Consider the following 25,597-nt stretch of genomic DNA (forward strand, 5'->3'; position numbering starts at 1 on the left):
AAGGGAGTGCTTGCCGTTGCAAACCATTGAAGTTCTTTTAGCTGACGATAACCGTGAATTTACGAACCTGCTGTCTGAATTCATCGATGAACAAGAAGATATGCAAGTTACCGGGGTAGCCTATAACGGAAATGATGTGCTTCGATTAATCGAACAGAGCGGCCGGGTTCCCGATGTGTTGATTCTTGATATTATTATGCCTCACTTGGATGGACTCGGAGTCCTGGAGAAGCTGCGTGAAATGGATCTCAATCCGCAGCCCAAAATCATTATGCTCACGGCTTTTGGCCAGGAGAATATTACGCAAAAAGCAGTCCAGCTCGGGGCTTCTTATTATATTCTCAAGCCGTTTGATATGGAGATTCTGACCAACCGGATCCGGCAGCTGGTGAATACTTCCCAGTCGTCCATGCCGATGATGAGCTCGCAAATCTCCATGAAAGCCAACATCGTGCAGCTCCCTAAGGGTAAAAACCTGGATGCGAACATTACGACCATCATCCACGAGATCGGCGTTCCCGCCCATATTAAGGGCTATCAATATTTGCGCGAAGCGATCACGATGGTGTACAACAATATCGAGATCTTGGGCGCCATCACCAAAACACTCTACCCAGCCATCGCCGAAAAATACAAAACGACGCCATCCCGCGTCGAACGCGCCATCCGCCACGCGATCGAAGTCGCCTGGACGCGCGGCAACATCGACAGCATCAGCCACCTGTTCGGGTATACGATTAACATTAGTAAATCGAAGCCGACGAACAGTGAGTTTATCGCGATGGTGGCGGATAAGTTAAGGATTGAGCATAAGGTGTCTTGAGAGGGTAAGGAGTAGAGCAACTGCAAGGGAATTCGGGTTTTGGAAATGGCATCCAGCCAGTCCAATTTCGGCGACTAATATCCGAAAATGCCGTTTTCATACCGATAAACTTTTGAGCAGCAAACCAACAAATACCGCTTATTTATTGGGTTTCTAAAATCCGATGAAATGCGGTATTTTTCTTGTGACTGACATGAGTTTCAATTGGTTAATTTCATGATTTACTGTTCATCCAAGAATCTTAGCCATATCTGGACATATCCGACAATATATCAAGTATGTCAGAGAACGCGGCAAATACACTGTTGTCCACAAAGAGGAGTCCAAGGCAAAGAATCACCCCGAAAGCAGAACATTACTTCAAGAAAGAAGTTTCAAGGACAACCATTGCTAACTACGTTAGTAATATTAAAGTATTTTTCAATTATTTGTACGAAGTCGAGAAAGAAACATCTAAGAATCTTGTTCTAAATATATAAATGGTTGACTGTTGCTGTTAGCTTGATCGGGCAAATATATACATAATCACCCAAAGCAATGTTCCGAACATCAATGCTGTAAAAAATGTAAGTGTACCACCATTTTCCTTCTGAACAATCGTACGTAGGGTAGTAAGAAAAGATAGCATGAATATGAAAGCTACAACTCCGAAAATAATATCCATTATCAAACATGACCTGCTTTCTATTATTTTTTTTAATTTTAAGATGAACTGAATTAGGATGCGTTGTCAAAGTGAAAAATCAGCCTCTATTACTTATCGGCCGATTCTTTGTATGTCTGGAATAATCGATGCAATATGTCAACCAATTGGCTTAGTTCAATTCCAAGTTGCCACCTTGGCTGAGACCGATGGCTTTACGATGCTCTCTGATTTGTTCCCCTATAAGTTTCAAAATATCAGTCATTGGCTATACACCCTAGGTAATCTAGTAAATCTAAAAGGAGGCGGAAAAATGCGAAAAGTAACCCTTGTATTTTCTTTTTTATTTATCCTTGTAGGTATCTTAATTCGGGTGATGTCAAATACGATTGAAGTACTCATGCCAAAAATAGGATATGCTGTTTTCCAGTTGGCACACGCAGGATCTTTTACTCCCGACACTTATCAAATAGACTTATCAGCGAATCATGGATGGAGTACATTTTGTATTTTTGCAGGAATAGCAGGAGTATTAAGTCAAATTTTTGAGAGTCAATTAAGATCTTTCATACAAAAAAATATGAAAAAACAGTAATGACGGAAAACTAAGATTTAATACATGAAAACCAGTTGCGGCAAACAGCAACTGGTTTTATTTTATCGGCAGTAGTTATTTCGACTCTGCATTTTTTATCGCAAGTTTACCGTCATACAGCAGCTGGAAATAGGGGTGAGCCGCTACGCTAAAAACAATAAAAAAGATGAGTTGTTTTAAAATCATGGGCAATAGGATTGCTTCTGAGAAAATCCATATGATTAGTGCCGTAGTCAAAATAATCTCACAAATGATAATCTTAGTTCTAAGTTCCTGTCTGATCCACCTTGATTTGACTACTAAAGAAATGCTGCCAACAAAGGTAAGTAATAGCCAGATAGAATACATTTCTTTGTTTAGTGAGTATCCAAATATGGGACCGAACTGTAAGCTGAAAGAGATGATAGAAATCTTCTGTAATTTCTGCTCCGTACTGTTCAGGTCCGTATAACCTCGTTTCATAATTACCATGTTCCTTCGATTAGATTTGGCCAAAGGCCATTCGAGTTCGGTGATGGGGCAGCATAATATCGTTATGAGAGAGCCCTCAGTTAAACAATTGAAAATTCCTTTATTGATATTATATTGAAAATAATGTAATAAGTCTATTGAAACATGACCTAAACATTTCGAGTCATATAGCCAATCCAGCACTAGGAAATAACCAATAACCGCTCCTGGACGGTATGTCATCCGATCAAGGAGCGGTATTGGTTAGGTTGTATAACAACTCTGACGGGCTGTTTCACTATCGTTTGATCGATGCCATCAAGCCTTTAATCGCTGGAGCCTACTTCCGAAGGCCGGAAGAGCCGGGAAGCGTAGCAACGGCCGTCTCGGCTACCGCCATCTCCTCCTCTTCCCGATAGCAGCTATGCGCCCAATCCATCCACCCTTCAGGAAGTCTTCTCATGATTTGGCTTCTAAACTCCACGCTGGCGCAGGCCATGTCATAAATCAACTTCTCGTAAGTTTGCAGGATCCCATCGAAGTCCAAGCCGACATCGTCCATCAGCAGTTCCTTGATAGCACTGTGATTGTCTTGGAAGTCCCGATAGATCAAGCCATCATAAATTTCCGTAATCAGACCGTCCTGAACACGAACAATTTTTTGACAAATTTTCTGCATGGACTCTACTCCTTGCGTTGGAATAAGCCTCATTATAGCATATGGTTTTGCTCGGAAGGTGTAGAATTTTGTAAGTGCTTTCTTATTTTTTTATTTTTATTTACTTGCATACGAGTCTTTTGGCATGGGCAATGTAAGAGTAAGATGACAGCCCGGAAGTCTGCCAGACGGCTGTCGAATGGAAGGAGCCAAGGACATGCCATCAGCGGATCTGGACCGCAAGGTCGACTCTTACAAGCTCGGAGTCGGGCATATGAAAGAACTTATGCCCACTATGGTGGAGGCATACGATCAATTTACAAACATTTGCTTGAAAGACGGCGCATTGGATGCCAAGCAAAAGCAGCTGATCGCGCTCGGTATCAGTCTGTTTGCCAATAATGAGGTATGCACCTACTATCATGTGCAGGAAGCTTATACTCAAGGAGCAACCAAGCAGGAAATCTTGGAAGCTTCGGCCGTTGCTTCGGCGGTGGGAAGCGGCCATATCCTGTCGCAAGGGGCAACACGCGTGCAGCAGGCGCTTGAAAGTCTTACGGCCGGGATGCAGTAGCAACCGGCGGGAGGTGAAACCATGCTGGGGAAGGAAACCTTTGCTTGGCCCGAACAGCACCGGGGCATTCGGATTAAGGGCAAAGTGCAGGCTCACCGGAGTACAAAGAATCTGATCCGGCAGCTGGAGCCGGGTGCGATCGCCGTTATTCATCATGATAATCTGGATGAACTGGCGGCGGAGGGGCTTATGGAGGCAGGCGCGGCGGCTGTTGTTAATACGGGGATGACCATGTCGGGAGCTTTCCCCACGACAGCGCCGCTGAAGCTCCTCGATGCGGGCATTCCGATCGTGGAGACGTCGCCCGATGCCTTTGACATCCTAAGCGCGGCTTCCTATGCAAGCTTATCGGATGATGGAATCGACTTGGGCACGGGCTGGCTGCCTTGCCGCTGGTTTACCCGCCATAGCTGGCACAGGATGAACAGCCACGCCCTTGATAAAGAGCTGGCCAATCTTTCGCGATTCATCGACAATACCTTGCGCTATGCGCATCTCGAAAAGGAATATTGGTTGTCGCCCTTCCCGATGGAAAGCTTGAAGCTGCGTGTCGGTTTACGCGGAAGACAGGCGCTCGTGGTCGCTCGAGGCGGCGGTTACAAGAGTGACCTGAGAGCGCTCAAGTCTTATATGAAAAGGGTCAAGCCGGTACTGATCGGGGTAGACGGAGGCGCCGATGCGCTGCTGGATAACGGATGGATACCGGATCTGATAGTCGGAGACATGGATAGCGTGTCCGACCGGGCACTCGGGTGCGGGGCTGAGCTGGTCGTGCACGGATACCGCAGCGGGGAGACGCCGGGTATGGCGCGTGTGCAAGCGGCCGGTCAGGGTTCCGAAGCACGGGTGCTTTGCTCAGGAGGCACGAGCGAGGATGCAGCCCTGCTGCTGGCGTTCGACGGGGGCTGCTCGTTGATCGTGGGCGTGGGGCTTCATGCACATATGCAGGATTTTCTGGCGAAAGGAAGGCAGGGGATGGGCAGCTCCTGGCTGGTCCGCATGAAGATCGGGAGCAAGCTTGTGGATGCCAGAGGAATCAGCGGCCTGCTTGGCGTACCTCCGAGTAGCAGAGGGAATTATCGCGGGATTGGGCCGTCTATTCTCGGGAGGCGTCTCGCGAACATCCTTGGCGGCCGAAGAAAGGAGCCGATATATGATCCCATTGAAAGTTACGATCGTAGTCCCCGCCTGGAATGAAGCGGATTGCCTGCCCATGACGCTTAAGGCGCTGCGCAAGCAAATGTCCCTTAGCAAGCAAGCTCCTTCTGTACCGGTCGATTACCAGCTAATCGTCGTGGATGATGGCAGCTGGGACGGGACCGCCGAATCCGCTCTTCCCTGGGCGGACAAGGTAGTTCGGCATCCGCGGAGAATGGGAAAAGGCTCCGCGCTTGAGTCCGGCTGGCGAGAGTCGAGTGGAGACGTGCTGATTTTCCTGGATGCGGACCTGGGGTTGTCCGCCAAGCACTTCCCGTTATTGCTGGAGCCTGTGATCCAAGGAGAAGCGGATATGGTCGTCGCCAGCCTGACCTCCTCCCCCGGGACAGGCGGCGTTGGTCTGGTTAGAGCGCTTGCGGCCAAGGGGATACGGATGTTGACCGGCTGCGAGGTCAAAGCTCCCTTATCCGGACAGCGCGCTATCCGGGCACAGGCGCTGCAGGCGTTGAAGCGGAAGTATGGAGGCTTCGGCGTAGAGGTCGGCATGTGCGTCGACCTGCTTAAGCTCGGGTACCGCATCCACGAGACGGAGGTGCCCTTCCTGCATCGAGAAACCGGCAGGAGCTGGTCGGGCTGGATGCATCGGGGGAAGCAGTTTTTGGCCGTAGGCCGTACCCTGTGGCATTGCTGGAGAGCGCCGGTGTGCTAAGCGGCAGGGAAGAAGCCGTCTGGCTCGTCATAGCTGCGCTGGCCGTACTCGGGGCGTCTGCTGAAAGATGGGGCGTTCCGGCCTATCTCCGCTTTGCCAGAAGCCATGGCTTGACCCGAGCGAATTACCGGGGCGAGCAAGTGCCGACCGCGGGAGGCTTGCTCGTATGGGCCATACTGGCAGCAGGATATGCGATAGGTCGCTGTCTGCTCCCAGCTTCGGATCTGTCAGCGCCAGCCGACTTCTTGGCAGCGGCATCCCTCGTGGCGGCCGCCGGGCTCCTCGACGATCTGGTCGGCGTGAACGACATTAAGGGGTTGCGCGGTCACCTGGGCGAATGGAGCCGCTCTCGAACCTTGACGACCGGGGGAGTCAAGGTGCTGGCTGCTGCAGTGGGGGCGATCTTGGTGCTGCTCCCGCAAGCATCCGGCTCTCTGGATGCGCTTCTGCTCGTTCCTATGCAGGTGCTGCTGATGATGCTGGCTACCAATAGCGTGAATCTGCTCGACTTGAGGCCGGGTCGGGCGTGTAAGGGCTATTTGCTAACGGTCCTTGCCCTAGCGGTATGGGCTGCCTGGGAAGGCAGAGGGGGGAGCCAGGCTAACGCGATGTGGCTAGCCGGTGTTTGGCCGGCGACGATCGGGGCGGGCGTACTGCTCATCCCGGATTTGAGGCGCCGTCTGATGCTGGGCGATACCGGGGCTAACCTGCTTGGCTTTACGGCAGGCGTCGCGTTGATCTCAACCTCTTCCGCCTTGTTCCAATCGCTGATCTGCTTGCTCCTCCTGCTGTTTCATTTGTATACGGCCAAATTCTCGCTGACGGCACTCATCGAGCGTAACCGGCTGCTGCACTGGGTGGACGAATTCGGGCGATCGAAGAAGGGCGGCGTGTGAGCTTGCAAGGAAACGAAGTATCGAAACAACGGCAAAAAGCCCTCCCTGAAGGGAGGGAAAGCTTCGGCACCCCCGAAGGCGGCACCTTATTCCGGTGTCTGCCTTTTTTTGCGTTTTTGGCGGAAGCGGGGAGCCACGTAATTGCGCTTGCGGTCGCGGAAAAAAATCCAGCCCCCGATGAACGCTACTCCCAGCCCGAACAGCACGATGCCGAGCAGCAGCTTCCACCAAAGAATGCTGCCGGAACCGCCGGACACCTCAAACTGGGCGAACCAGGCATCCTTCATAGCGAGAAATCCATAGGTGGCCATCAGGCCGGGGATCACGAGCAGCAGCATCGCGACGAAACGTTGAATGACGGCTTTCATGGGCAGCTCCTTTTAAAATGGCGATGGCGTTTTCACTCTAACGTATCATATTTTGATGCGGAATTCATGCCATTTCACAAAATGGACTATATTTCCGCTGCCGAATAAGGTTACAATAAGAAAATCATGGAGTCGGGAGGGTTTGCGATGTCACAAACATTTGATACGATCGTGCTGGGCGGTGGAATCGGCGGTTATACGGCGGCAATTCGGGCGTCTCAGCTAGGGAAAACCGTAGCGATCGTCGAACGGGACAAGCTCGGTGGAACATGCCTGCACAAAGGATGTATCCCGAGCAAGGCCCTGCTGCGCAGCGCCGAGCTGTTTGCGTTGATGAAGGAAAGCGAGCGGTTCGGTATTGAGGCCGAAGGGGTCCGCGTTGATTATAAAAAGGTGTCCGAACGTAAACAAGCGATCGTCGAGCAGTTGTACCAAGGGGTGCAATTCTTGATGAAGAAAAATAAAATAACGGTATTTCAAGGCAATGGCCGAATCATCGGGCCTTCCATCTTTTCACCTCGCAGCGGGACCGTCTCGATCGAGCAGGAGGACGGAGAGATTCTGAACATGGTGCCGGACAAGCTGATCATCGCGACGGGCTCGCGCCCTCGCGTTCTCCCGGGCCTTGAGACGGACGGCATACGCGTGCTGAACAGCGACGAGGCGCTGCGAATGGAAGAGCTGCCCGAATCCGTTCTGATTGTCGGGGGAGGCGTGATTGGCGTCGAATGGGCATCGATGCTCAGCGACTTCGGCGTGCAGGTCACCATCGTAGAATTCGCTCAGCGGCTGCTGCCTGCAGAGGATGAGGAAGTATCGCGCGAGCTGGAGCGTCTGCTCAAGAAGCGCGGAGTTACGGTTCGCACGGGCACTTCCGTATTGACCGACACGGTCGTTCGCGAGCCGGACAGCGTCAAGCTCTCCGTGAAAAGGCGCGAGGAGCAGGAAGAGCTGCAGGTTCAGAAGGTGCTTGTCTGCGTGGGCAGGCAGGCCAATATCGAGGATATCGGCTTGCATGCAACTGACGTGAAGGTGGAGAACGGCTTTATTAAGGTAAATGCGAATATGCAGACGGCGGAATCGCATATTTACGCTGTCGGCGACTGCATCGGCGGATTGCAGCTGGCCCATGCGGCGGCGCATGAAGGCATCGTGGCGGCCGAGCACGGCTCCGGTCAGTCTCCTCACTCAACACCGGCCCATCAGGTTCCCCGCTGCGTCTATTCGAGACCGGAGGTAGCAAGCATCGGCTATACCGAGAGTCAGGCCCGGGATCAAGGACGCAAGGTGAAGACGGCAAAGCTGGCTTTTCAGGGACTCGGGAAGGCCCGGGTGCTGGGCGAAACGGACGGGTTCGTCAAGGTTGTCGCCGATGAAGAGAGCGGTGATATTTTGGGCGTACATATGATCGGCCCTCAAGTGACCGACTATATTTCCGAGGCTGCGCTTGCGTCGCTGCTTCAGGCAACGCCTTGGGAAGTCGGACAAACGATCCATCCCCACCCGACGCTATCCGAAATTCTCGGAGAAGCGATGCTTGCGGTGGACGGCAAGTCGATCAGCTTCTAGCTTAACTAAAAATTGTGTTCAGAAACGAATCCGTTTATAATATACTTATAGCGTCAAGTATTAGCACCAGGTAATAAGAATAACGGCTGCACTTGACGGATCAATATGATCAGCTCTGCCTGAGAAGAGCCAACGATAACTCAAGGAGGCGGTCGCCCCATGTCCATCGGACAAAAACTTAAGCATCAACAGCTCGGACTGACGGATCAACAAGTCATCGAGATGTACACATACATGTTGAAGGCGCGCATGTTCGACGAGCGCTGCTTCCTGCTTCAACGATCCGGGAAGATCGCTTTCCACGTATCGGGAATCGGACAGGAGACGGCGCAGGTCGCGGCAGCTTATGCCCTTAAGAAAGGAACGGACTACTTTCTTCCTTATTACCGCGACTATGGCTTTGTGCTTACCGTAGGGATGACGCTGCGGGATCTGCTGCTGTCCGTTTTCCTCAAAGCGGAGGATCCGAATAGCGGAGGCCGCCAGCTTCCCGGGCATTTCGGCTCCAAGAAGCTGAATATTGTTACAGGCTCCAGTCCGGTGACGACTCAAGTGCCTCATGCGGTCGGATTCGCACTGAGCGCGAAGATGAAGCGCAAGGAATTTGTTTCCTTCGTTACCTTCGGCGACGGGTCGAGCAACCAGGGAGACTTCCATGAAGGCTGCAACTTTGCGGGCGTTCACAAGCTCCCGGTTATTTTCATGTGCGAAAATAATCAGTATGCGATATCGGTTCCCCTGCATAAGCAGACGGCGGGAAGCATAGCCGAGCGTGCCCTGGGCTATGGTTTTCCTGGAGTCAAGGTGGACGGTCGGGATGTGCTGGAGGTGTACCGCGTCGTGAAGGAAGCGCGGGAGCGGGCGCTGCGCGGCGAGGGTCCTACTTTGATCGAAGCTGTCATGTACCGGCTCTCTCCCCACTCCACGTCAGACAATGACCTGTTATACCGGACCAAGGAGGAAGTGGAAACGAACCGGGCGCTCGACGGGATTCCCCGCTTCCGCAACTATTTGATCGACTGCGGCATCTGGTCGGAGGAGCAGGAAGAAGAACTGGCCGCTCAGATCAAAAAAGAACTGATCGAAGCGACGGACTATGCGGAGCAGGCGCCGCATCCGGCGCCTGAGGATACGCTGCTCCATGTATACGGTGATCGGGGAGGGGTACAGTAATGGCGGTTATCACTTATCTCGAAGCGATCCGTACGGCTATGAAAGAAGAGATGGAACGCGATGAGAATGTGTTTGTGCTTGGAGAGGACGTCGGCAAGAAGGGCGGCGTACTGAATACGACTAAAGGATTGTATGAGCTCTTCGGGGAGGAGCGGGTGATGGATACCCCCCTTGCCGAATCGGCGATAGCAGGCGTTGCGATCGGAGCCGCCATGTACGGGATGAGACCGGTGGCCGAGATGCAGTATGCGGACTTTATGTTCCCGGCAACTAACCAGATTATTAGCGAAGCTTCGCTCATCCGGTATCGTTCCAACAACGACTGGAACTGTCCTGTCGTGATCCGTGCGCCCTACGGGGCTACCGGCGGCGGAGCGCTGTATCATTCGCAGTGTCCGGAGGGCGTGTTCTTCGGGATCCCTGGCCTTAAGATCGTCGCTCCCTCGGACCCCTATGATGCCAAAGGGCTGCTTAAGGCCGCCATCCGCGACGAGGATCCCGTCCTGTACTTTGAGCATAAAAAATGCTACCTGAGCGTCACCGGCGAAGTGCCCGACGACGATTACATCGTGCCGATCGGCAAAGCCAAGATCAAGCGCGAAGGGACGGATATTACCGTCATCTCGTATGGCATCACCGTTCAGTATGCGCTGAAGGCGGCCGAGGAGCTGGCAGAAGAGGGAATCAGCGCTCACGTGCTGGATCTGCGTACGCTTCAGCCGCTGGATAAGGAAGCAGTGCTTGAGGCGGCGGGGAAAACGGGCAAGGTGCTCATCATCCACGAGGCCAACAAAACTGGCGGCGTGGGCGGCGAGGTATCTGCGCTGATCGCAGAGGAAATGCTGTTCGATCTCGATGCCCCGATCATGCGTCTATGCGGACCGGATACGCCTGCGGTCGGGATGAACCCGGTCATGGAAAAGTTCTACCTGCTGAACACGGAGAAAATCAAAGAAGCGATGCGCAAGCTCGCTGAATTCTAGATCAAGAGCGCCGGCGGCCAACAGGCCGCTGCCAAGGCGATTCGGCATGAAAGCGATGAAGCCGGAGCGCCGATGCTTTGGGGGAGGAAAGTCAAATGAGCGACAGAACGAGGGGAACCGAGGTCAAGGTTCCGCATTTGGCCGAAAGTCTGGTCTCGGCCACTATTGGCAAATGGCTGAAAAAGCCGGGAGACTATATCGAGCAGTATGACGTGTTGTGTGAGCTTATTACCGAGAAGATCACCGTGGAAATGCCTTCGCCGATCGAAGGGACGCTCGTCGAGCTGCTTGCTGCCGATGGCGAGACAGCGGCGGTCGGGCAGGCGATCTGTCTTATTGAAGAACGCGGTTCGACTGCAGGTCACGCGACGGCTGCTGCACCCGCAGCGGGATCGGAAGCCGCGGCAGCGGGGGCAAGCGCAGGCTTGGGCTCAGGGTCGGGTGGCGCATCCGCCATGGGCGGCCGATTCTCGCCGGCTGTGCTGAAGCTGGCTTCGGAGCATGGGATCGATCTGGCCCGCGTGCCTGGCACCGGGCTGGGCGGTCGGATCACGCGCAAGGATGTAGAGTCCTTCGTGGCTGGCGGCGGCGCCAAGCAGACGCCGCAGATGGCGCGGCCGCAATCCGTGGACGACGCCAACCGGGCGGTTTCGCAAGCTGCTGCAGATGAAGGCGTATTTATCGCGAATCCTCCGAAGATGCCGGTACGCTCGAGCGGACTGCATCTGTCCGAGAATCCGCCGCTGCCTAACATTGAGGTCGAGGGGCAGCAGCTCGCCGGTCGGGGCGAGTATCTGGTTGACGTAACGCCGATCCGCAACGCGATCGCAAGCAAGATGAAGCAGAGCAAATCCGAGATCCCGCATGCTTGGACGATGATCGAGGTAGATGTGACGAATCTAGTGACGCTGCGGAACAAGCTGAAGGGCGAATTTATGCGCGAAGAAGGCATCAATCTGACCTATCTGGCTTTTCTGCTGAAGGCGGTAGTCAACGCGATCAAGGATTATCCGATCATGAACTCCGTCTGGGCGACCGACAAAATCATTGTGAAGCGGGACATCAATATTTCGCTGGCTGTCGGCACCGAGGATTTCCTCGTGACCCCGGTGATCAAGAAGGCGGATCAGCTCAATATTGCAGGACTCGCACGGGAGATCGACGGATTAACGCGCCGCGCGCGCACAGGCAAGCTGACGCTCGACGAGATGCAGGGAGGCACCTTTACGGTGAATAATACCGGCTCCTTCGGCTCGATCCTTTCTTATCCCGTGATCAACTACCCTCAGGCGGCTATTTTGTCCTTCGAATCCATCGTTAAGCGGCCGGTCGTTATCCAGGATATGATCGCCGTCCGTTCGATGGTGAACATCTGCCTGTCGCTGGATCACCGGATTTTGGACGGTATCGTCTGCGGACGCTTCCTGCAGCGGGTGAAGGAAAACCTGGAGAGCTTTAATCAGGAAACCAAGTTGTATTAATCGGGGGAAGCCAGTACTCGATGCTCGATAAGTTAAAAAGCCTGCAAATATGCAGGCTTTTTAACTCCATACCTTCTAAAGTGAGAAATACCTACGAAAGTACAGGCAATCCAGCTAAGTTTCCGACAAGCCGCGGTATGGTTTACAATTTCATGTATGGATGCAGGAATAGGGTTCGAACGTAGGCGTTTCAGCCCCAAAAGCTGCTTATTCGCAGGCTTCCCTGCTCAAGCTCTACCGATGCTCAACGCAATGCTCAGGAAGGTCTGCAAGGCGTTTGCTTACTTGATTACATAATACTGCTGATCGTCAGGAGCACGGTGGACAATACCATGGCAACCAGTGTAACGTAAACGACGATTTTAAAAATGACTTTGTTCTGCATAGGGATTCAGCTCCTTTACGGGGAATACTCATAGTACTATAATAACTCAATTTGTACCTAGGAGGAAGGTCATGATCCAGCAAAATCGATTGGTCGCTGAATTTTTGGAGCTAGTCCAGATCGACAGCGAGACGAGACACGAGCAGGAAATCAGCAAGGTGCTGAAGCAGAAGTTCACTTCCTACGGGTTAACGGCCGTCGAGGATGACTCGGCAGCGCAGACGGGGCATGGTTCGAATAATTTGTTCTTTACTCTGCCGGCTACAGCGGGCCTGGAGAACAAGGCGCCTAAGCTATTCTTCACCTCGCATATGGATACGGTCACCCCGGGTAAGGGGATCAAGCCTCAGATTGGGGAAGACGGCTATATCCGCAGTGACGGGACGACGATCCTCGGCAGCGACGACAAGGCGGGACTTGCGGCTATGCTGGAAGCGATCCGGGTGCTGAAGGAGACGGGGACGGAGCATGGACAGATTCAGTTTGCCATAACGGCTGGCGAAGAGGCCGGACTGAAGGGCTCGCGCGCTATGGACCCAAGCAAGCTGGATGCGGACTTCGGCTACGCGCTGGATTCAAACGGCAAAATCGGTGATATTGCCGTAGCGGCGCCGACGCAAGCCAAAATCCATATTACGTTCTGGGGACGCTCGGCGCATGCAGGCGTGAATCCGGAGGACGGCGTCAGCGCGATCACGGTTGCGAGCAAGGCCATCTCCAGGATGAAGCTCGGGCGTATCGATAAGGAAACGACGGCCAACATCGGCCGGTTCGAAGGCGGAGTCGAAGGCGCGACCAACATTGTAGTCGAACGCGTGAGGCTGGAAGCGGAAGCCCGCAGCCTGACGCAGAAGCGGATGGATGAGCAAGTGGAAAGTATGCGCGAGGCCTGCCAAAGCGTTGCCGACGAAATGGGCGCCAAGCTGGAATTCCACAGCGAGGTTATTTATCCGGCTTACCTATACGATGAGTCGGCTCCCGTCGTCAAGCTGGCTATGACGGCATTGTCGGCCATCGGCTGCACGCCGCGGACTTTCCATTCGGGCGGGGGAAGCGATGCGAATATTTTCAACGGCTTCGGCGTACCGACGGTGAACCTGGCTGTCGGGTATCTGGATATTCATACGACAAAGGAACGGATCGCCATTTCCGATCTGGTGAAAACGGCGGAGGCTGTCGTAGCGATTGTAAAGCAGGTGGCGGCAGAGGCAGGAAAGTAGGTCAACTTTGCCGGTGACGGATAATTCGGGCTTGGTTTGCATACCAGTAAGGGTAGGCGACTAAGCTCGGTGTAACAATAATGGATGGATCGCCGCATACTTGGATATGAGGCGATTTTTTTATTAGCTTGAATCTGGCGCATGGGGGGAGTGCGGTGGGAATCCATTGGGACTGGGGCATCGTGTTGGAGGCGGGCGAAATCCAGGGAAGCCTGCAGCGCGTGCTTGTCCAGCTGATGGATGCCGCGTATGCTCTGGGTCCGGCCTATGCCATGCATGACCTTACGTGCTTTCCGCAGCTGGCCCCAAAGGATTATGTGCTGCTGAACACGACGGCCGTCCGGCTGCGCCTCGGGACGGGCGGACTGCATTTCGTCCAGGCTGTCCTGCCGGGAGGGCGGCCCCTTGAGCAGGTATCCGCCGGGCATGAAGCTCTGAACACGAAACCCGCCGAGAACCCTGCCCCCTCCCCAGCCGAGTCGGTCCGAAAGTACCATGATGCCTCTCCTCACGATAGCGGCCACATCATGAAGCTGCGATATACCGCAGCTCAAAGGGCCGTTCTGGCCGTAGAGGAGCCGAGCAGCCCTCATCACGGCACGATGCTCGAGGCCGCTTCCCTCGCCGGTACCCCGGTCCTGATCGGCGAGCTGCACAGCATGCTGCCGGCGGCGGCTGCCTGGCTGCGGCACCTGCAGCAGCACGGCAACAAGCCGGAACAGGCCCCTGTCCGGCTAGTGTACGTAATGAGCGACGGAGGCGCCCTGCCGCTCGACATCAGCAGCCATGCCGCCCGGCTCCGGGAGCTGGGCTGGCTGGAGGGCACCGTCACGTATGGCCACGCATACGGCGGCGATCTGGAAGCGGTGAACAAGTACACCGCTTTGCTGGCGGCCCGGCATGTGCTGGGGGCCGGGATGATTATCGCCGCGATGGGCCCCGGCATCGTGGGCACGGGCACGCCCTATGGCTTCAGCGGCATGGAGACCGCGGAGCTGATCAATGCCGTGCACGCGCTGGGCGGCGTGCCGGTGGTTCTGCCGCGGGTCGGCTTTGCCGACGCGCGCACGCGTCACCGCGGGCTCAGCGCCCACACGCTCACCGCGCTCGGGCCCGCCGCGCTCGCTCGGGCGGTCCTCCCGCTGCCGCTGCTCGCGGATGAAGCGCAGCGTCATATGCTCCGCGGGCAGGCCGAACAGGCGGCGCTGGCACAGCGGCACGAGGTGCGCTGGCTTCCGCCGCCTTCGGCGGGCGAGATCGGGCAGGCTCTTGCGGCGTATGGCCGCCCGATCACCACGATGAACCGCGGACTGGCCGAGGAGCCCGCCTTTTTCCAAGCCGTATGTACGGCGGCTGGCTATGCCTTCGATAACTATCTGGCCCTGCGCGCAAGACCGAGCGAGGAGTAAAGCTTGGCCCAGCGCTTCACGGATTTCTGGCTGCGCATGCGGTTCGGTTTGATAACGTGATCGATCAAATAATCGTTCAGCTTGGTGTGGGAGCCTGCTTGCCCGGCCATCTTCTGCAAGTAATGACGGATTTCCCAGCCTTTGCCGACTAAGCACATTTGACTATCTTTCGCATACATTTTCATATTGAATCCACCCGGCTTTCATAGTTTTATAGTACAACCTATGCAAGTGTCCCGGCGATTATGACTGACTATTTTGACCCGAAGGCCGTTCTTGGGGTACTATTTTGAAGAATATACATCCTATTACCCTTGCCAGGAAGAGAGGAATCTGCCTTGACACCCGAACAACATAAAAAATTCGAAGAAATTACTCTGTCCACAAAGCCCATCTTTGAAGGGAAAATCATCTCCCTCCATGTAGATACGGTCAGGCTGCCGAACGGGGAGGAAGCGACCCGGGAAATTGTCAAGCACCCTGGAGCGGTTGCGGTGCTGGCGCTGACCGTTGATAACCGGATGATCGTCGTGGAGCAGTACCGCAAGCCGCTGGAGAAGAGCCAGATCGAAATTCCGGCCGGCAAGCTGGACGGCGGAGAGGACCCGCTGGAAGCGGCGCGGCGGGAGCTGGAGGAGGAAACCGGGTACACGGCGGGCTCCCTCCGTCATGTGGCCTCGTTCTATACATCGCCGGGCTTTGCCGACGAGCTGCTCCATCTCTATGTAGCGGAGCAGCTTGCCCCGGGAGAAGCGAGGCCGGATGAAGACGAATTCCTGGAGGCGTGGGGAATTACGCTGGACGAGGCCAAGGCGCTGATCCGGGATCAGCGCATCAGCGATGCGAAGACGATCCTGGCGGTATATGCCTGGAACCTGTATCAAGTGACGGGAGCCTTTGAGTAAGATGAAGCTTTCCTCCTATTATGCCGACCTGCATATCCATATCGGACGGACGGAAGCGGGAGAAGCGGTGAAGATCAGCGCCGCCAATAATCTGACCTTTTTCAATATAGCGAAGGAAGCTTCGCAGCGGAAAGGAATGGACATCGTCGGCATTATCGACTGCCATTCGCCCGGGGTACAGACGGAGATGCTTCATTACCTGGATACAGGCGACATGAAGGAGCTGGCGGGCGGCGGCATCCGGTATCACCAGACGACGGTGCTGCTCGGCTGCGAGCTGGAGGTGCGCGATCCCGGCATGCGTCCGGCTCACCTCCTCGCCTACTTGCCGGCCATCGAGGACATGCGCTCATTTACCGAATGGCTGCGCCGGCACATGAAAAATGTCCAGCTCAGCTCCCAGCGCCTCTACGTTCCGGCCAGAGAGCTTCAGCAGGAGGTTATCGGACGAGGCGGTCTGCTCATACCGGCACATATATTCACTCCCCACAAAAGTATTTATGGCAGCAGCTGTACCCGCATGTCTGAGCTGCTGGATCCTGAAGGCATCGCAGCCGTCGAGCTGGGTCTTAGCGCGGATTCAACGATGGCGGGCTATATTTCGGAGCTTGAACGCTACACGTTTCTCACCAACTCCGATGCCCATTCGCTGCCCAAGATCGGCAGAGAGTACAATAAGCTCCAGCTGGCTGAACCGACGTTCGAAGAATTCCGGCGCTCGCTGACGGGCGAGGGAGACCGGCAAGTGCTGGCCAACTATGGATTGAATCCCCGTCTGGGGAAATATCACCGAACCTACTGTGCGGCATGCGAGTCTATCCTGGACGAGCAGGACGCCTCGGTCGTGGAACGTTGCCTGTACTGCGGCAGTACCAAGATTGTCCGGGGCGTGATGGACCGCATCCTCTCGATCTCCGATCGCGAGCAGCCCATAGTGCCGGCGAACAGGCCGCCCTATAGGTATCAGGTGCCGCTGGAGTTTATCCCCGGGCTTGGCCCCAAGCTGTTGAACCGGCTGCTGGAGCGTTTCGGCACGGAAATGGATCTGCTCCACCGCGCCTCTTACGAGGAGCTTGCGGAGACGGCGGGCGAGCGGATTGCCGGTTATCTGCTGGCTGCGCGCCAGGGTACCCTGGAGCTGCAGACCGGCGGGGGAGGCAAGTACGGCAAGGTCGAGCAAGGATAGGAACGAGCGTGGTCTAACTTCCCTCTTGGACGCATAGGTTGTACTAACCGGACAAGGGGGGCTTGACCGCATGCCGCGAAACCGATCGCTAGAGCAGTATTGGAAGGAACATTTGTCGCTGTATATTTTCATCGGAGTCATTTTCGTAACCGGGGTCATCTTCGGCGCGGTGATGGTGAGTGCCTTGTCGCTGGAGCAGAAGCAGGAGATGACCCGCTACCTGAGCAACTTCTTCTCGATCGTTAATCAAGGGGAGCTTAACGGCGATGCGACGGCTTCTTTTCGCGACACGCTGGCCCTCCATATGAAATGGGTGCTTATTATATGGCTGCTCGGGATGTCCGTCATCGGGCTTCCGTTCATCCTGATTCTTGATTTTCTCAAGGGCGTCCTGGTCGGTTTTACCGTCGGATACATGGCCGGCACGCTTTCCTGGAAGGGACTGCTGTTCGCGCTGGTGTCCGTCGTTCCGCAAAATTTGATTGTGATTCCCGTAATCCTCGTATGCAGCGCCACCGCCGTCTCCTTTTCCATTCATTTGGTGAAAAACCGGTTTATTCAAAAAAGAGGCGAGCTGCTAGAGCCGCTGATTCGCTTTTCGGGGGTTACCCTTGCCTCGGGCGTGCTGCTGGTTGGCGTCGCCCTCTTCGAAGCCCATTTGTCTCCTGTGATGATGAAGTGGGTCACACCGATGCTGATCACGCTCGGAGCGGCGTAAAAGGTTTGACTTTCTTCCATTTCCTCTCCTATAATGGTACCATGACGTTACTTTTCGCGAATCCGCGCCATGAACAGGCAGCCTAAGCGGATTGATGGCAGCCGTAGGGGGAGGAGCATGGAATCTCGCATTGACAAGATCAAACAACAATTGCAGTCGCAGGGTTATAAGCTTACACCCCAGCGCGAAGCAACCGTAAGAGTTCTATTGGAGAATGAAGAGGATCATCTGAGTGCCGAGGATGTCTTTATGCTGGTTAAGGATAAAGCGCCCGAGATCGGCCTTGCAACCGTATACCGGACCTTGGAACTGCTCAGCGAGCTCCACGTGGTGGAGAAGATGAACTTCGGAGACGGCGTGGCCCGTTACGATCTTCGCAATGACAGCAGCCATCACCACCACCATCATCTGATCTGTGTGCAGTGCGGCGCGGTGGACGAGATCATGGAGGATTGGCTTGGCGAGCTGGAGGAACGGCTGGAGCGGGATTACGGCTTCCATGTGCTGGATCACCGGCTTGACTTCCAGGGGATCTGTCACCGCTGCCAAGACAAAAACAAATCGTAACTGAAAAAACCTTCGCTTGGCCATACGGCAAGTAGGAGGTTTTTTGCATTCCTTTTCATGATTTGGCTCCAGTTAGCAAATCCTAGAAGCATCCTACTATCGGGAGGCGATTCTGAGATGATCATCGGGATTCCAAAGGAAATGAAAAATAACGAAAACCGTGTCGCCTTGACGCCCGGAGGCGCGGCTATGCTGACCGCCGGCGGTCATAAGGTGCTTATCGAGAAGGGGGCCGGGGCAGGCAGCGGTTTTGCGGACGAGGAATATGTCAGCGAAGGAGCTGTTCTGCTCGAGGAGGCGCGGGAAGTCTGGGGGAATGCCGAGCTGATTATGAAGGTTAAGGAGCCGCTGGCTGAGGAATTCGCCTATTTCCGCGAAGGGCTGACCCTGTTTACTTATCTCCATCTGGCTGCCGAGCCGAAGCTGACGGAAGCGCTGGTGAGCAGCAAGATGACTTCGATAGCGTACGAGACGATCCAGCTGCCCGGCGGAGGACTGCCGCTGCTAACGCCGATGAGCGAGGTAGCCGGGCGGATGTCCGTACAGGTGGGGGCGCAGTTTCTGGAGCAGTTCTATGGGGGACGAGGCATCCTGCTCGGCGGCGTTCCGGGCGTGCCGCCGGCTGACGTCATCATTCTGGGGGGCGGCATCGTCGGCACGAATGCAGCCAAGGTGGCGCTGGGAATGGGGGCGAATGTGGTCATTATCGAGCGGAATGCCGAGCGTATCCGGTATTTGGACGATGTGTTTCAGGGCCGTCTCCGCACGCTCATGTCCAACCCCTACAATATCGCCAATGCGGTGCAGAAGGCCGATCTGCTGATCGGAGCCGTACTGATTCCCGGAGCGAAGGCGCCAAGGCTGGTTACGGAGGAGATGGTCAAAACGATGAAGCAGGGAGCGGTCATCGTGGATGTTGCCGTCGATCAGGGCGGCTCGATCGCGACCGTAGACCGCGTGACGACCCATAGCGAGCCTATCTACGAGAAGCACGGGGTCATTCATTATGCCGTTGCCAACATGCCGGGATCGGTGCCGCGCACCTCGACGCTGGCGCTGACCAATGTGACGATTACGTATGCCTTGGAGCTGGCGGGCCGGGGCATCACCCGGGCTTTGTACAGCAACCCGCCGCTCAAGATGGGCGTGAACACGTACCAGGGTCATGTGACCCATGCAGCTGTAGCCGAAGCGCTCGGACTTCCCTATACCGGACTTGACTCGCTGCTGCCTATCAGCTGACAACTTGTCAACATAATCGCCTGCATCGTCTCATACGCTACTCTTAGGAGCGCTGCCTGGCGCAGGAGGGACCGTATATCCTTCTGCCCGGGGGCGCCGCAATGGATCGGAAGAACGGAATCCGAGAGGAGAGATGGAGCTGTGATTATCCATATCCGGGCAGGCAAGTGGCTGGCACGCTTTCGTTTCGCTTTGTTGTTTGTTGTGTGCACGTACGCGCTGTATCATCTGCTGCTTGCAGCCGCTTCTTATTTGGAGCCCGTGCACCGGTACAAGGAGCCGAATGGGCGCGCGATCAAGGTATTCAAGCACGAGTCGGCCGTCGTTTCGAATCCGCGGGGGATGGGGGAGCGGCTCAGGCTCTTTTACTGGATCGGCGAGTAGGCAGCCCGCAGATCCCCTCGCGATAATTCCCGAATCCATAGTTCGTTCGGCAGGAATCCGGCCCCTGGATGTGGAATTAAAACAAAGGCCGCTTTTGTCAGAACATAGAGGGGATTGCTCATGAGAGAGGATTTGCAGGCATTCATTACATTTTTAACCGAAGAGCGCGGGCTAGCGCCCAACACGCTCGACTCGTATGAACGGGATATCCTTCAGTATCTCGATTATTTGGAGCAGTCCGGCGTCGGCGCCTGGTCCGAGACAGGCAAGGCAAGCATAACCGGCTATCTGCATAATCTCAAGCAGAAGGGCCGTGCCAGTGCGACATTAACCCGCACGGTGATCTCGATCCGCGGCTTTTATCAATTCATGGTTCGCGTGCGCCGGATCGACCATGATCCGTCGATTCATATGGAGACCCCCAAGCTTGAGAAGCGGGTTCCGCAGGTCTTGTCCGTCCAGGAGGTCGGCAAGCTGCTGGAAGCCCCCCAAGCTTCGACTCCGAACGGCTTCCGGGATAAAGTGATGCTCGAGGTGCTGTATGCTACCGGCATCCGGGTTTCGGAGCTGATCTCGCTTGACGTGGAAAGCGTGAACCCGAGCCTCGGCTTTATCCGCTGCATGGGCAAGGGGAAGGAACGCGTCGTGCCGCTCGGTCAGATCGCCTCCGGCTTCGCACAGACGTATATGGACTCGGTGCGTCCCCGCCTGTTGAAGCAGGACAAGCAGGAGGCCGCTTTGTTCGTCAGCCATCTCGGGACCCGCATGACCCGCCAAGGTTTTTGGAAAATCATGAAACGCTATGCCCGGGAAGCGGGCATCGAGCAGGAGATCACGCCGCATACGCTGCGGCATTCGTTCGCCGCCCACCTGATCGAGAACGGAGCTGATCTTCGTTCCGTGCAGGAAATGCTGGGGCATGCCGACATCTCCTCCACACAAATCTATACCCAGCTGACCCGCAGCAAGATGAAGGATGTGTATGACCGCTCGCATCCGCGTGCGCGCATCGAAACCTGAAGCGATTCGCCCGTTCCCCGATTTGGAAGGAACGGGTTTCTTGTCGGTCCGGGCGCTTTGCAAAAGCGGGTCGGTTTTGCGATAATAGCCATAGGCTAAAGAGAATGTAGGAGGTCCTGCCCTTGAAATTCCAACGAATTTGTTTAATCGTGCTAGATAGTGTCGGGATCGGAGAGCTTCCGGATGCGCCTCGATTTGGGGATGCCGGAGCTCACACGTTGGGGCATATTGCACAGCGGGTTCCCGAGTTGAAGCTTCCCAACCTGCAGAAGCTGGGGCTTGGCAACATCGCGCAGCTGGAAGGGATTGAGCCGGCGGACAAACCGGAGGGGTATTTCGGCAAGATGGCGGAGGTCTCGGTCGGCAAAGATACGATGACCGGCCATTGGGAGATTATGGGCTTGAAGGTCGATATCCCGTTTAACGTATTCCCGGATGGCTTTCCTCCGGAATTGCTGGAGCGTTTCGAAAGCGAGACAGGTCGCAAGGTCATCGGCAACAAGCCTGCGTCGGGTACGGACATTCTGGACGAGCTGGGCGAGGAGCAGATGAAAACCGGCGCCTGGATCGTATATACATCGGCAGACAGCGTCTTCCAGTTAGCCGCCCATGAGGAGATTATTCCGCTGGACGAGCTGTATCGCGCCTGCGAGATTGCGCGGAGGCTGACGCTGGAAGATCCGTATGCGGTCGGTCGCGTGATCGCCCGTCCTTATCTGGGGCAGCCGGGGGCATTCAAAAGGACGCCGAATCGTCATGATTATGCGGTCAAGCCTCCGGAAGAAACGGTTATGAACCGGTTGAAGGATGCGGGATTGGACAGCATCGCGATCGGCAAGATCGGCGATATCTATTCCGGCGAGGGCGTCACGCGAAGCACGCCTACGAAAAGCAACCTCGACGGCATCGAGCGGACGATAGACGCCTTGAAGCAGCCGTTTGGCGGTCTCCTGTTCACCAATCTCGTTGACTTCGATTCCTTGTACGGACACCGCCGGGATCCGCAAGGGTACGCGGGTGCGCTGAACGAGTTCGATGAGTGGCTGCCCCGGATCATGGAGCAGATCGGCGACGAGGATTTGCTGATCCTGACAGCGGATCACGGCAATGATCCTATTCATCACGGAACGGATCATACGCGCGAATATGTGCCGCTCCTGGTGTACAGCCCATCTCTCCGCGAGCCTCAGTCTCTCGGGGTACGCGGAACCTTCGCCGATATCGGAGCGACGATAGCGGAGAATTTCGGAGTGGCTCCCACAGGAAACGGGCAAAGCTTTTTATCGGAATTGCGTTGACGGTTAGACCGTTATAGAAGAAGGGAGACGAGAACAGATGGAGCAAGCGCCAGTATTGAAGCAAATTAAAGAAGCGGCTGATTTTATTAGGGAACGGTATCCCGTCAAGCCGGAAATCGCACTGATCCTGGGCTCGGGCCTCGGCATTCTGGCTGAGCTGGTCGAGGAGGCGGTGACGATTCCTTACGAGGATATTCCGAACTTCCCGGTGTCCACGGTTGAAGGCCATGCGGGCGAATTGCTGCTCGGAACAGTTGAGGGCCGCCATGTGCTGCTTATGAAAGGCCGCTTTCATATGTATGAGGGATATGGCGTGGAAACCGTATCCTTTCCGGTTCGTGTGATGAAGGAGCTTGGCGTCGAGAAGCTGCTGGTCACGAATGCGGCAGGCGGCGTTAATACGTCGTACAAGCCTGGAGACTTGATGGTGATACGGGATCACATCAATTTCACCTTCCGCAATCCGCTGATCGGGCCTAACTTCGGCGAGCTGGGCGTACGCTTCCCCGATATGTCGGAGGCCTACAGCCGGCGGCTGCGGGAAGTGGCGCACCGCGTAGCGGAGGAACAAGGACTGACGCTTCAAGAAGGCGTCTACTTTGGCTTGCTGGGTCCTTCCTATGAAACCCCGGCCGAGATCCGTATGATCCGGACGCTGGGCGGAGACGCCGTGGGGATGTCCACCGTCGCCGAGGTACTGGTGGCGCGGCATGCCGGCATCGAAGTGCTGGGCTTTTCCTGCATCAGCAACATGGCGGCTGGCATCCTGGATCAGCCTCTATCCCACGAGGAAGTGATCGAGACGACGGAGCGCGTGAAGCAAACCTTCTTGAAGCTGATTGTCGGCATCATTCCAAGCATGTAGATTTCGGCATTTGCGAAGAGTTACAAATTGAAGGGAGCGACGGACATGAGCATGGAACATAATTATGTTCAGCATATTCAGGAAGCGGCTCAATGGATCAGCGACCAAATCGACAGGCGTCCTCTGCAAATCGGGATGGTGCTCGGCTCAGGTCTGGGGGATCTGGCGCAGCAGGTCGACAATCCGGTAACGATCCCTTACGACCTCATTCCGCATTTTCCTGTGTCTACTGTGGAAGGACATGCCGGACAATTCGTCATCGGCGAGCTGGAAGGCAAGTCGGTCATCGTCATGCAGGGGCGCTTCCACTACTACGAAGGCTACTCGATGAAAAAGGTCGTATTTCCCATCTACGTGATGAAGCAGCTCGGCGTTCAATCGCTCATTATTACGAATGCCGCGGGCGGTATGAACCCGGGCTTCGCAGCAGGCGATCTGATGCTGATCGAGGATCATCTCAATATGACCGGAGACAATCCGTTGATCGGGCTTCATCATCCGGAGCTGGGCGTCCGCTTCCCGGATATGTCGCAGGCTTACACCAAGAGCTACCGGGAGCTGGCGAAGCGTGTAGCGCAGCAGATGAGCGAGGAACGCGGCGCGCCGGTTCGGGTGCAGTCGGGCGTCTATGCGGGGATTACGGGGCCGAATTATTTGCCGCCCGCTGAGCTGACGATGCTGGCCGGACTCGGGGGCGACGCCATCGGCATGTCGACGGTAGGTGAAGTGATCGCCGCCAGTCACGCCGGACTGAAGGTGCTCGGCATCTCGTGTATCACCGACATGGCCATCGGCGAGGAGCTGGAGCCTCTGACGCATGAACAGGTCGTTGCGGTGGCTAATCGCACGAAGCCCGTGTTTATTGAGCTGGTTAAGCGGTTCGTGGCGGTAGTCGAGCTCTAGCTCAAACGAGATAATTCCTAGTTATCCTAGGCTGTATTCTTTCGATGAAATCAATCGGAAGGGTGCGGCCTTTTTGCCTTGTCGCCCTCTCTTGAATACAAACTAAAGTTATAGTAAAAAACGTATGAAAAATCCATTTTCTTGCTATAATTGATACGATTTGTATCTATTTTAAGGGAGATGGAATCAGTCATGCAGCGTTACGATCAATTGGATTCGTTAAGGGGAGTGGCATGCCTAATGGTGCTGCTCAATCATTTTCTTCTGGTGCTTCCTCAATTTGTTATTCCTGTTCACAGTCTTGAAGGGTATTGGCTGGTTAAACTGATCCGGTATACGCCATTGCGCGTGATTTGGGCAGGTCACGAAGCCGTCATGCTGTTTTTTATTTTGAGCGGGTTCGTGCTGGCTCTACCTTTTCTGGCTAAACAAAATACGATCTATATCCCCTTTGCTGTAAAAAGAGTTTTTCGTATTTACATCCCTTATCTAACCGCCATTTTCGTGGCCATAGCTCTTAGCGCGACGTATCCGGGAGAGATAAGCGGACTGAGCAGCTGGCTGAATGAATTCAACTGGAACACCGCTTTTTCATGGAGCCTGCTGGCTGACCATTTGCTGCTGATTACTAACTTCGATACGGGAGCCTATGACCAGGTGATTTGGTCGCTTGTCCATGAGATGCGCATATCTCTCCTATTTCCTCTAATCATGACTGCCGTTATCCGGTTTCATTGGAGATGGGTAACGCTCCTTGGCCTATTCGTCTCCGCCCTTGTCCTTGTACATTGGACCTGGTACAGCGTGACTTTGCACTATACGTTTATGTTCGCTGTCGGAGCCCTGTTGGCCAAGCACAGAGAGGCTTTGATTCGTCGATACAAAGAGACTTCCTATATCGTTAAAGCAGGGTTTATGATAGCGGCTATCCTGCTCTTCGGTTTTTTTAAGCTTCCATCCTGGGTGCTGCCGTTCGGAAACCCCAGTCTGATCAAATTCGCGACGGATTGGGGAAATACGGTCGGGGCTGCGATGCTGATCCTGGCGGCTTTGTCAGGCGGCCGATTCACTTCCGTATTACTATTCAAGCCCGTGCATTTTATAGGGAAAATTTCTTATAGCATTTATTTGTATCATGTCATCCTTCTGCTTGTCTCCATCAATCTGCTGTACGGGATTCTCCCCATTTGGCTGATTCTAATCATCGCTTTTGCGGGGACGATCGGAGTATCCGCCTTGTCTTATTACTGGATCGAGCTCCCGTCCATGGCATGGGGGAAGGCCGCAGCCAGGCGGGCGCAGCGTCTTCTTGCTCGTGGAACGGCTGCGCCCCTAACCAAGGATGCTTGATTCAGGCTTGTTTTATTTCGATTTTTTGGAGCCTTTGTCGCTGGTGCGGGTCGTTGTGTTCTGGT

Annotated in this window: 27 protein-coding genes; 23 read left to right on the forward strand and 4 right to left on the reverse strand. The window is 54.9% G+C overall.

The window, feature by feature from the left end:
- Positions 1–16 precede the first annotated feature (16 nt).
- Both spo0A and GSF01_RS06665 read left to right on the forward strand, forming a co-directional pair.
- Positions 17–823, forward strand: a complete 807-nt coding sequence (gene spo0A, locus GSF01_RS06660; RefSeq protein WP_159882241.1) for a sporulation transcription factor Spo0A — start codon at positions 17–19, stop codon at positions 821–823.
- Between the two features lie 956 nt (positions 824–1,779).
- Complete coding sequence (locus GSF01_RS06665) at positions 1,780–2,061, forward strand: hypothetical protein (RefSeq protein ID WP_159882242.1); 282 nt, start codon at positions 1,780–1,782, stop codon at positions 2,059–2,061.
- 790 nt (positions 2,062–2,851) lie between these two features.
- Here the strand turns inward: GSF01_RS06665 and GSF01_RS06670 are convergent.
- Positions 2,852–3,190 (reverse strand): hypothetical protein, encoded by a 339-nt coding sequence (locus tag GSF01_RS06670; RefSeq protein WP_235941321.1) that lies wholly within the window; start codon positions 3,188–3,190, stop codon positions 2,852–2,854.
- 196 nt (positions 3,191–3,386) lie between these two features.
- Here GSF01_RS06670 and GSF01_RS06675 point away from each other — a divergent pair, with 196 nt between their 5' ends.
- Genes GSF01_RS06675 through GSF01_RS06690 form a run of 4 tightly spaced genes read left to right on the forward strand, consistent with a single transcriptional unit; the run spans position 3,387 to position 6,506 of the window.
- On the forward strand, positions 3,387–3,743 hold the full coding sequence (locus GSF01_RS06675) for a carboxymuconolactone decarboxylase family protein (protein ID WP_159882243.1): 357 nt from the start codon (positions 3,387–3,389) through the stop codon (positions 3,741–3,743).
- A 21-nt stretch (positions 3,744–3,764) separates the two neighbouring features.
- The gene (gene steA / locus GSF01_RS06680) at positions 3,765–4,940 is read left to right on the forward strand and encodes a putative cytokinetic ring protein SteA (protein WP_159882244.1); all 1,176 of its coding nucleotides are present in this window, start codon (positions 3,765–3,767) and stop codon (positions 4,938–4,940) included.
- The gene (locus GSF01_RS06685; protein ID WP_159882245.1) at positions 4,897–5,610 is read left to right on the forward strand and encodes a glycosyltransferase family 2 protein; all 714 of its coding nucleotides are present in this window, start codon (positions 4,897–4,899) and stop codon (positions 5,608–5,610) included. The genes steA and GSF01_RS06685 overlap by 44 nt, the downstream gene beginning before the upstream one ends.
- The gene (locus GSF01_RS06690; RefSeq protein ID WP_159882246.1) at positions 5,580–6,506 is read left to right on the forward strand and encodes a hypothetical protein; all 927 of its coding nucleotides are present in this window, start codon (positions 5,580–5,582) and stop codon (positions 6,504–6,506) included. The genes GSF01_RS06685 and GSF01_RS06690 overlap by 31 nt, the downstream gene beginning before the upstream one ends.
- A gap of 86 nt (positions 6,507–6,592) precedes the next feature.
- On the opposite strand, the gene GSF01_RS06695 is transcribed toward GSF01_RS06690, so the two are convergent.
- Positions 6,593–6,874: a DUF2627 domain-containing protein gene (locus GSF01_RS06695; RefSeq protein WP_159882247.1), complete on the reverse strand. Its 282-nt coding sequence runs from the start codon at positions 6,872–6,874 to the stop codon at positions 6,593–6,595.
- Positions 6,875–7,021: 147 nt separating this feature from the next.
- Here GSF01_RS06695 and lpdA point away from each other — a divergent pair, with 147 nt between their 5' ends.
- The 4 genes from lpdA to GSF01_RS06715 all read left to right on the forward strand — a co-directional run bounded on the left by lpdA (position 7,022) and on the right by GSF01_RS06715 (position 12,080).
- Entirely contained in the window at positions 7,022–8,443 is a 1,422-nt protein-coding gene (gene lpdA / locus GSF01_RS06700) for a dihydrolipoyl dehydrogenase (protein ID WP_159882248.1), read from the forward strand.
- A 159-nt stretch (positions 8,444–8,602) separates the two neighbouring features.
- Positions 8,603–9,616, forward strand: coding sequence for a thiamine pyrophosphate-dependent dehydrogenase E1 component subunit alpha (locus tag GSF01_RS06705; RefSeq protein ID WP_159882249.1), 1,014 nt, complete (start codon positions 8,603–8,605; stop codon positions 9,614–9,616).
- Positions 9,616–10,599 carry an alpha-ketoacid dehydrogenase subunit beta gene (locus GSF01_RS06710; RefSeq protein ID WP_159882250.1) on the forward strand — a complete coding sequence of 328 codons (984 nt, stop codon included), beginning with the start codon at positions 9,616–9,618 and terminating at the stop codon, positions 10,597–10,599. The genes GSF01_RS06705 and GSF01_RS06710 overlap by 1 nt, the downstream gene beginning before the upstream one ends.
- 95 nt (positions 10,600–10,694) lie before the next feature.
- On the forward strand, positions 10,695–12,080 hold the full coding sequence (locus tag GSF01_RS06715; RefSeq protein WP_159882251.1) for a dihydrolipoamide acetyltransferase family protein: 1,386 nt from the start codon (positions 10,695–10,697) through the stop codon (positions 12,078–12,080).
- Positions 12,081–12,369: 289 nt separating this feature from the next.
- Here GSF01_RS06715 and prli42 read toward each other — a convergent pair whose 3' ends face one another.
- Entirely contained in the window at positions 12,370–12,465 is a 96-nt protein-coding gene (prli42, locus tag GSF01_RS06720) for a stressosome-associated protein Prli42 (protein ID WP_159882252.1), read from the reverse strand.
- A 71-nt stretch (positions 12,466–12,536) separates the two neighbouring features.
- Between prli42 and GSF01_RS06725 the strand changes: the two genes are divergently transcribed.
- Positions 12,537–13,685 (forward strand): M20/M25/M40 family metallo-hydrolase, encoded by a 1,149-nt coding sequence (locus GSF01_RS06725; RefSeq protein ID WP_159882253.1) that lies wholly within the window; start codon positions 12,537–12,539, stop codon positions 13,683–13,685.
- A gap of 155 nt (positions 13,686–13,840) precedes the next feature.
- A complete protein-coding gene (locus GSF01_RS06730) occupies positions 13,841–15,094 on the forward strand; it encodes a DUF3866 family protein (RefSeq protein ID WP_159882254.1) in 1,254 nt (417 codons plus the stop codon).
- Here GSF01_RS06730 and mciZ read toward each other — a convergent pair.
- Positions 15,058–15,279, reverse strand: a complete 222-nt coding sequence (gene mciZ, locus GSF01_RS06735) for a Z-ring formation inhibitor MciZ (RefSeq protein ID WP_159882255.1) — start codon at positions 15,277–15,279, stop codon at positions 15,058–15,060. The genes GSF01_RS06730 and mciZ overlap by 37 nt on opposite strands.
- A gap of 153 nt (positions 15,280–15,432) precedes the next feature.
- On the opposite strand from mciZ, the gene GSF01_RS06740 reads away from it, so the two are divergent.
- The 11 genes from GSF01_RS06740 (at position 15,433) to GSF01_RS06790 (ending at position 25,532) form a co-directional block, all read left to right on the forward strand.
- On the forward strand, positions 15,433–15,999 hold the full coding sequence (locus GSF01_RS06740) for an NUDIX domain-containing protein (RefSeq protein ID WP_159882256.1): 567 nt from the start codon (positions 15,433–15,435) through the stop codon (positions 15,997–15,999).
- 1 nt (position 16,000) lies between these two features.
- Positions 16,001–17,185 (forward strand): endonuclease Q family protein, encoded by a 1,185-nt coding sequence (locus GSF01_RS06745; RefSeq protein ID WP_159882257.1) that lies wholly within the window; start codon positions 16,001–16,003, stop codon positions 17,183–17,185.
- A 70-nt stretch (positions 17,186–17,255) separates the two neighbouring features.
- Complete coding sequence (spoIIM, locus tag GSF01_RS06750; protein WP_159882258.1) at positions 17,256–17,903, forward strand: stage II sporulation protein M; 648 nt, start codon at positions 17,256–17,258, stop codon at positions 17,901–17,903.
- Between the two features lie 117 nt (positions 17,904–18,020).
- Positions 18,021–18,470 carry a ferric iron uptake transcriptional regulator gene (gene fur, locus GSF01_RS06755; RefSeq protein ID WP_159882259.1) on the forward strand — a complete coding sequence of 150 codons (450 nt, stop codon included), beginning with the start codon at positions 18,021–18,023 and terminating at the stop codon, positions 18,468–18,470.
- 117 nt (positions 18,471–18,587) lie between these two features.
- Positions 18,588–19,712 carry an alanine dehydrogenase gene (gene ald, locus GSF01_RS06760; protein ID WP_159882260.1) on the forward strand — a complete coding sequence of 375 codons (1,125 nt, stop codon included), beginning with the start codon at positions 18,588–18,590 and terminating at the stop codon, positions 19,710–19,712.
- A 141-nt stretch (positions 19,713–19,853) separates the two neighbouring features.
- Positions 19,854–20,096 (forward strand): DUF4227 family protein, encoded by a 243-nt coding sequence (locus GSF01_RS06765; RefSeq protein ID WP_159882261.1) that lies wholly within the window; start codon positions 19,854–19,856, stop codon positions 20,094–20,096.
- Positions 20,097–20,216: 120 nt separating this feature from the next.
- Positions 20,217–21,116 carry a site-specific tyrosine recombinase XerD gene (xerD, locus tag GSF01_RS06770; RefSeq protein ID WP_159882262.1) on the forward strand — a complete coding sequence of 300 codons (900 nt, stop codon included), beginning with the start codon at positions 20,217–20,219 and terminating at the stop codon, positions 21,114–21,116.
- 122 nt (positions 21,117–21,238) lie between these two features.
- Entirely contained in the window at positions 21,239–22,414 is a 1,176-nt protein-coding gene (gene deoB, locus GSF01_RS06775; protein WP_159882263.1) for a phosphopentomutase, read from the forward strand.
- Positions 22,415–22,451: 37 nt separating this feature from the next.
- Positions 22,452–23,279, forward strand: a complete 828-nt coding sequence (locus tag GSF01_RS06780; RefSeq protein ID WP_159882264.1) for a purine-nucleoside phosphorylase — start codon at positions 22,452–22,454, stop codon at positions 23,277–23,279.
- Between the two features lie 51 nt (positions 23,280–23,330).
- Positions 23,331–24,182, forward strand: a complete 852-nt coding sequence (locus tag GSF01_RS06785) for a purine-nucleoside phosphorylase (RefSeq protein ID WP_159882292.1) — start codon at positions 23,331–23,333, stop codon at positions 24,180–24,182.
- Between the two features lie 192 nt (positions 24,183–24,374).
- Positions 24,375–25,532 (forward strand): acyltransferase family protein, encoded by a 1,158-nt coding sequence (locus GSF01_RS06790; protein ID WP_159882265.1) that lies wholly within the window; start codon positions 24,375–24,377, stop codon positions 25,530–25,532.
- Positions 25,533–25,597 lie beyond the last annotated feature (65 nt).

This window comes from Paenibacillus puerhi (assembly GCF_009846885.1).
GTDB lineage: Bacteria > Bacillota > Bacilli > Paenibacillales > NBRC-103111 > Paenibacillus_G > Paenibacillus_G puerhi.

Excerpts from the sequence above, each read along its gene's own strand:
- GSF01_RS06665 (WP_159882242.1), top strand. The coding sequence starts at position 1,780 with ATGCGAAAAGTAACCCTTGTATTTTCTTTTTTATTTATCCTTGTAGGT.
- GSF01_RS06670 (WP_235941321.1), bottom strand. The coding sequence starts at position 3,190 with ATGCAGAAAATTTGTCAAAAAATTGTTCGTGTTCAGGACGGTCTGATT.
- GSF01_RS06675 (WP_159882243.1), top strand. The coding sequence starts at position 3,387 with ATGCCATCAGCGGATCTGGACCGCAAGGTCGACTCTTACAAGCTCGGA.
- steA (WP_159882244.1), top strand. The coding sequence starts at position 3,765 with ATGCTGGGGAAGGAAACCTTTGCTTGGCCCGAACAGCACCGGGGCATT.
- GSF01_RS06685 (WP_159882245.1), top strand. The coding sequence starts at position 4,897 with ATGATCCCATTGAAAGTTACGATCGTAGTCCCCGCCTGGAATGAAGCG.
- GSF01_RS06695 (WP_159882247.1), bottom strand. The coding sequence starts at position 6,874 with ATGAAAGCCGTCATTCAACGTTTCGTCGCGATGCTGCTGCTCGTGATC.
- lpdA (WP_159882248.1), top strand. The coding sequence starts at position 7,022 with ATGTCACAAACATTTGATACGATCGTGCTGGGCGGTGGAATCGGCGGT.
- GSF01_RS06705 (WP_159882249.1), top strand. The coding sequence starts at position 8,603 with ATGTCCATCGGACAAAAACTTAAGCATCAACAGCTCGGACTGACGGAT.
- GSF01_RS06710 (WP_159882250.1), top strand. The coding sequence starts at position 9,616 with ATGGCGGTTATCACTTATCTCGAAGCGATCCGTACGGCTATGAAAGAA.
- GSF01_RS06715 (WP_159882251.1), top strand. The coding sequence starts at position 10,695 with ATGAGCGACAGAACGAGGGGAACCGAGGTCAAGGTTCCGCATTTGGCC.
- prli42 (WP_159882252.1), bottom strand. The coding sequence starts at position 12,465 with ATGCAGAACAAAGTCATTTTTAAAATCGTCGTTTACGTTACACTGGTT.
- GSF01_RS06725 (WP_159882253.1), top strand. The coding sequence starts at position 12,537 with ATGATCCAGCAAAATCGATTGGTCGCTGAATTTTTGGAGCTAGTCCAG.
- mciZ (WP_159882255.1), bottom strand. The coding sequence starts at position 15,279 with ATGAAAATGTATGCGAAAGATAGTCAAATGTGCTTAGTCGGCAAAGGC.
- GSF01_RS06745 (WP_159882257.1), top strand. The coding sequence starts at position 16,001 with ATGAAGCTTTCCTCCTATTATGCCGACCTGCATATCCATATCGGACGG.
- spoIIM (WP_159882258.1), top strand. The coding sequence starts at position 17,256 with ATGCCGCGAAACCGATCGCTAGAGCAGTATTGGAAGGAACATTTGTCG.
- fur (WP_159882259.1), top strand. The coding sequence starts at position 18,021 with ATGGAATCTCGCATTGACAAGATCAAACAACAATTGCAGTCGCAGGGT.
- ald (WP_159882260.1), top strand. The coding sequence starts at position 18,588 with ATGATCATCGGGATTCCAAAGGAAATGAAAAATAACGAAAACCGTGTC.
- xerD (WP_159882262.1), top strand. The coding sequence starts at position 20,217 with ATGAGAGAGGATTTGCAGGCATTCATTACATTTTTAACCGAAGAGCGC.
- GSF01_RS06780 (WP_159882264.1), top strand. The coding sequence starts at position 22,452 with ATGGAGCAAGCGCCAGTATTGAAGCAAATTAAAGAAGCGGCTGATTTT.
- GSF01_RS06785 (WP_159882292.1), top strand. The coding sequence starts at position 23,331 with ATGGAACATAATTATGTTCAGCATATTCAGGAAGCGGCTCAATGGATC.
- GSF01_RS06790 (WP_159882265.1), top strand. The coding sequence starts at position 24,375 with ATGCAGCGTTACGATCAATTGGATTCGTTAAGGGGAGTGGCATGCCTA.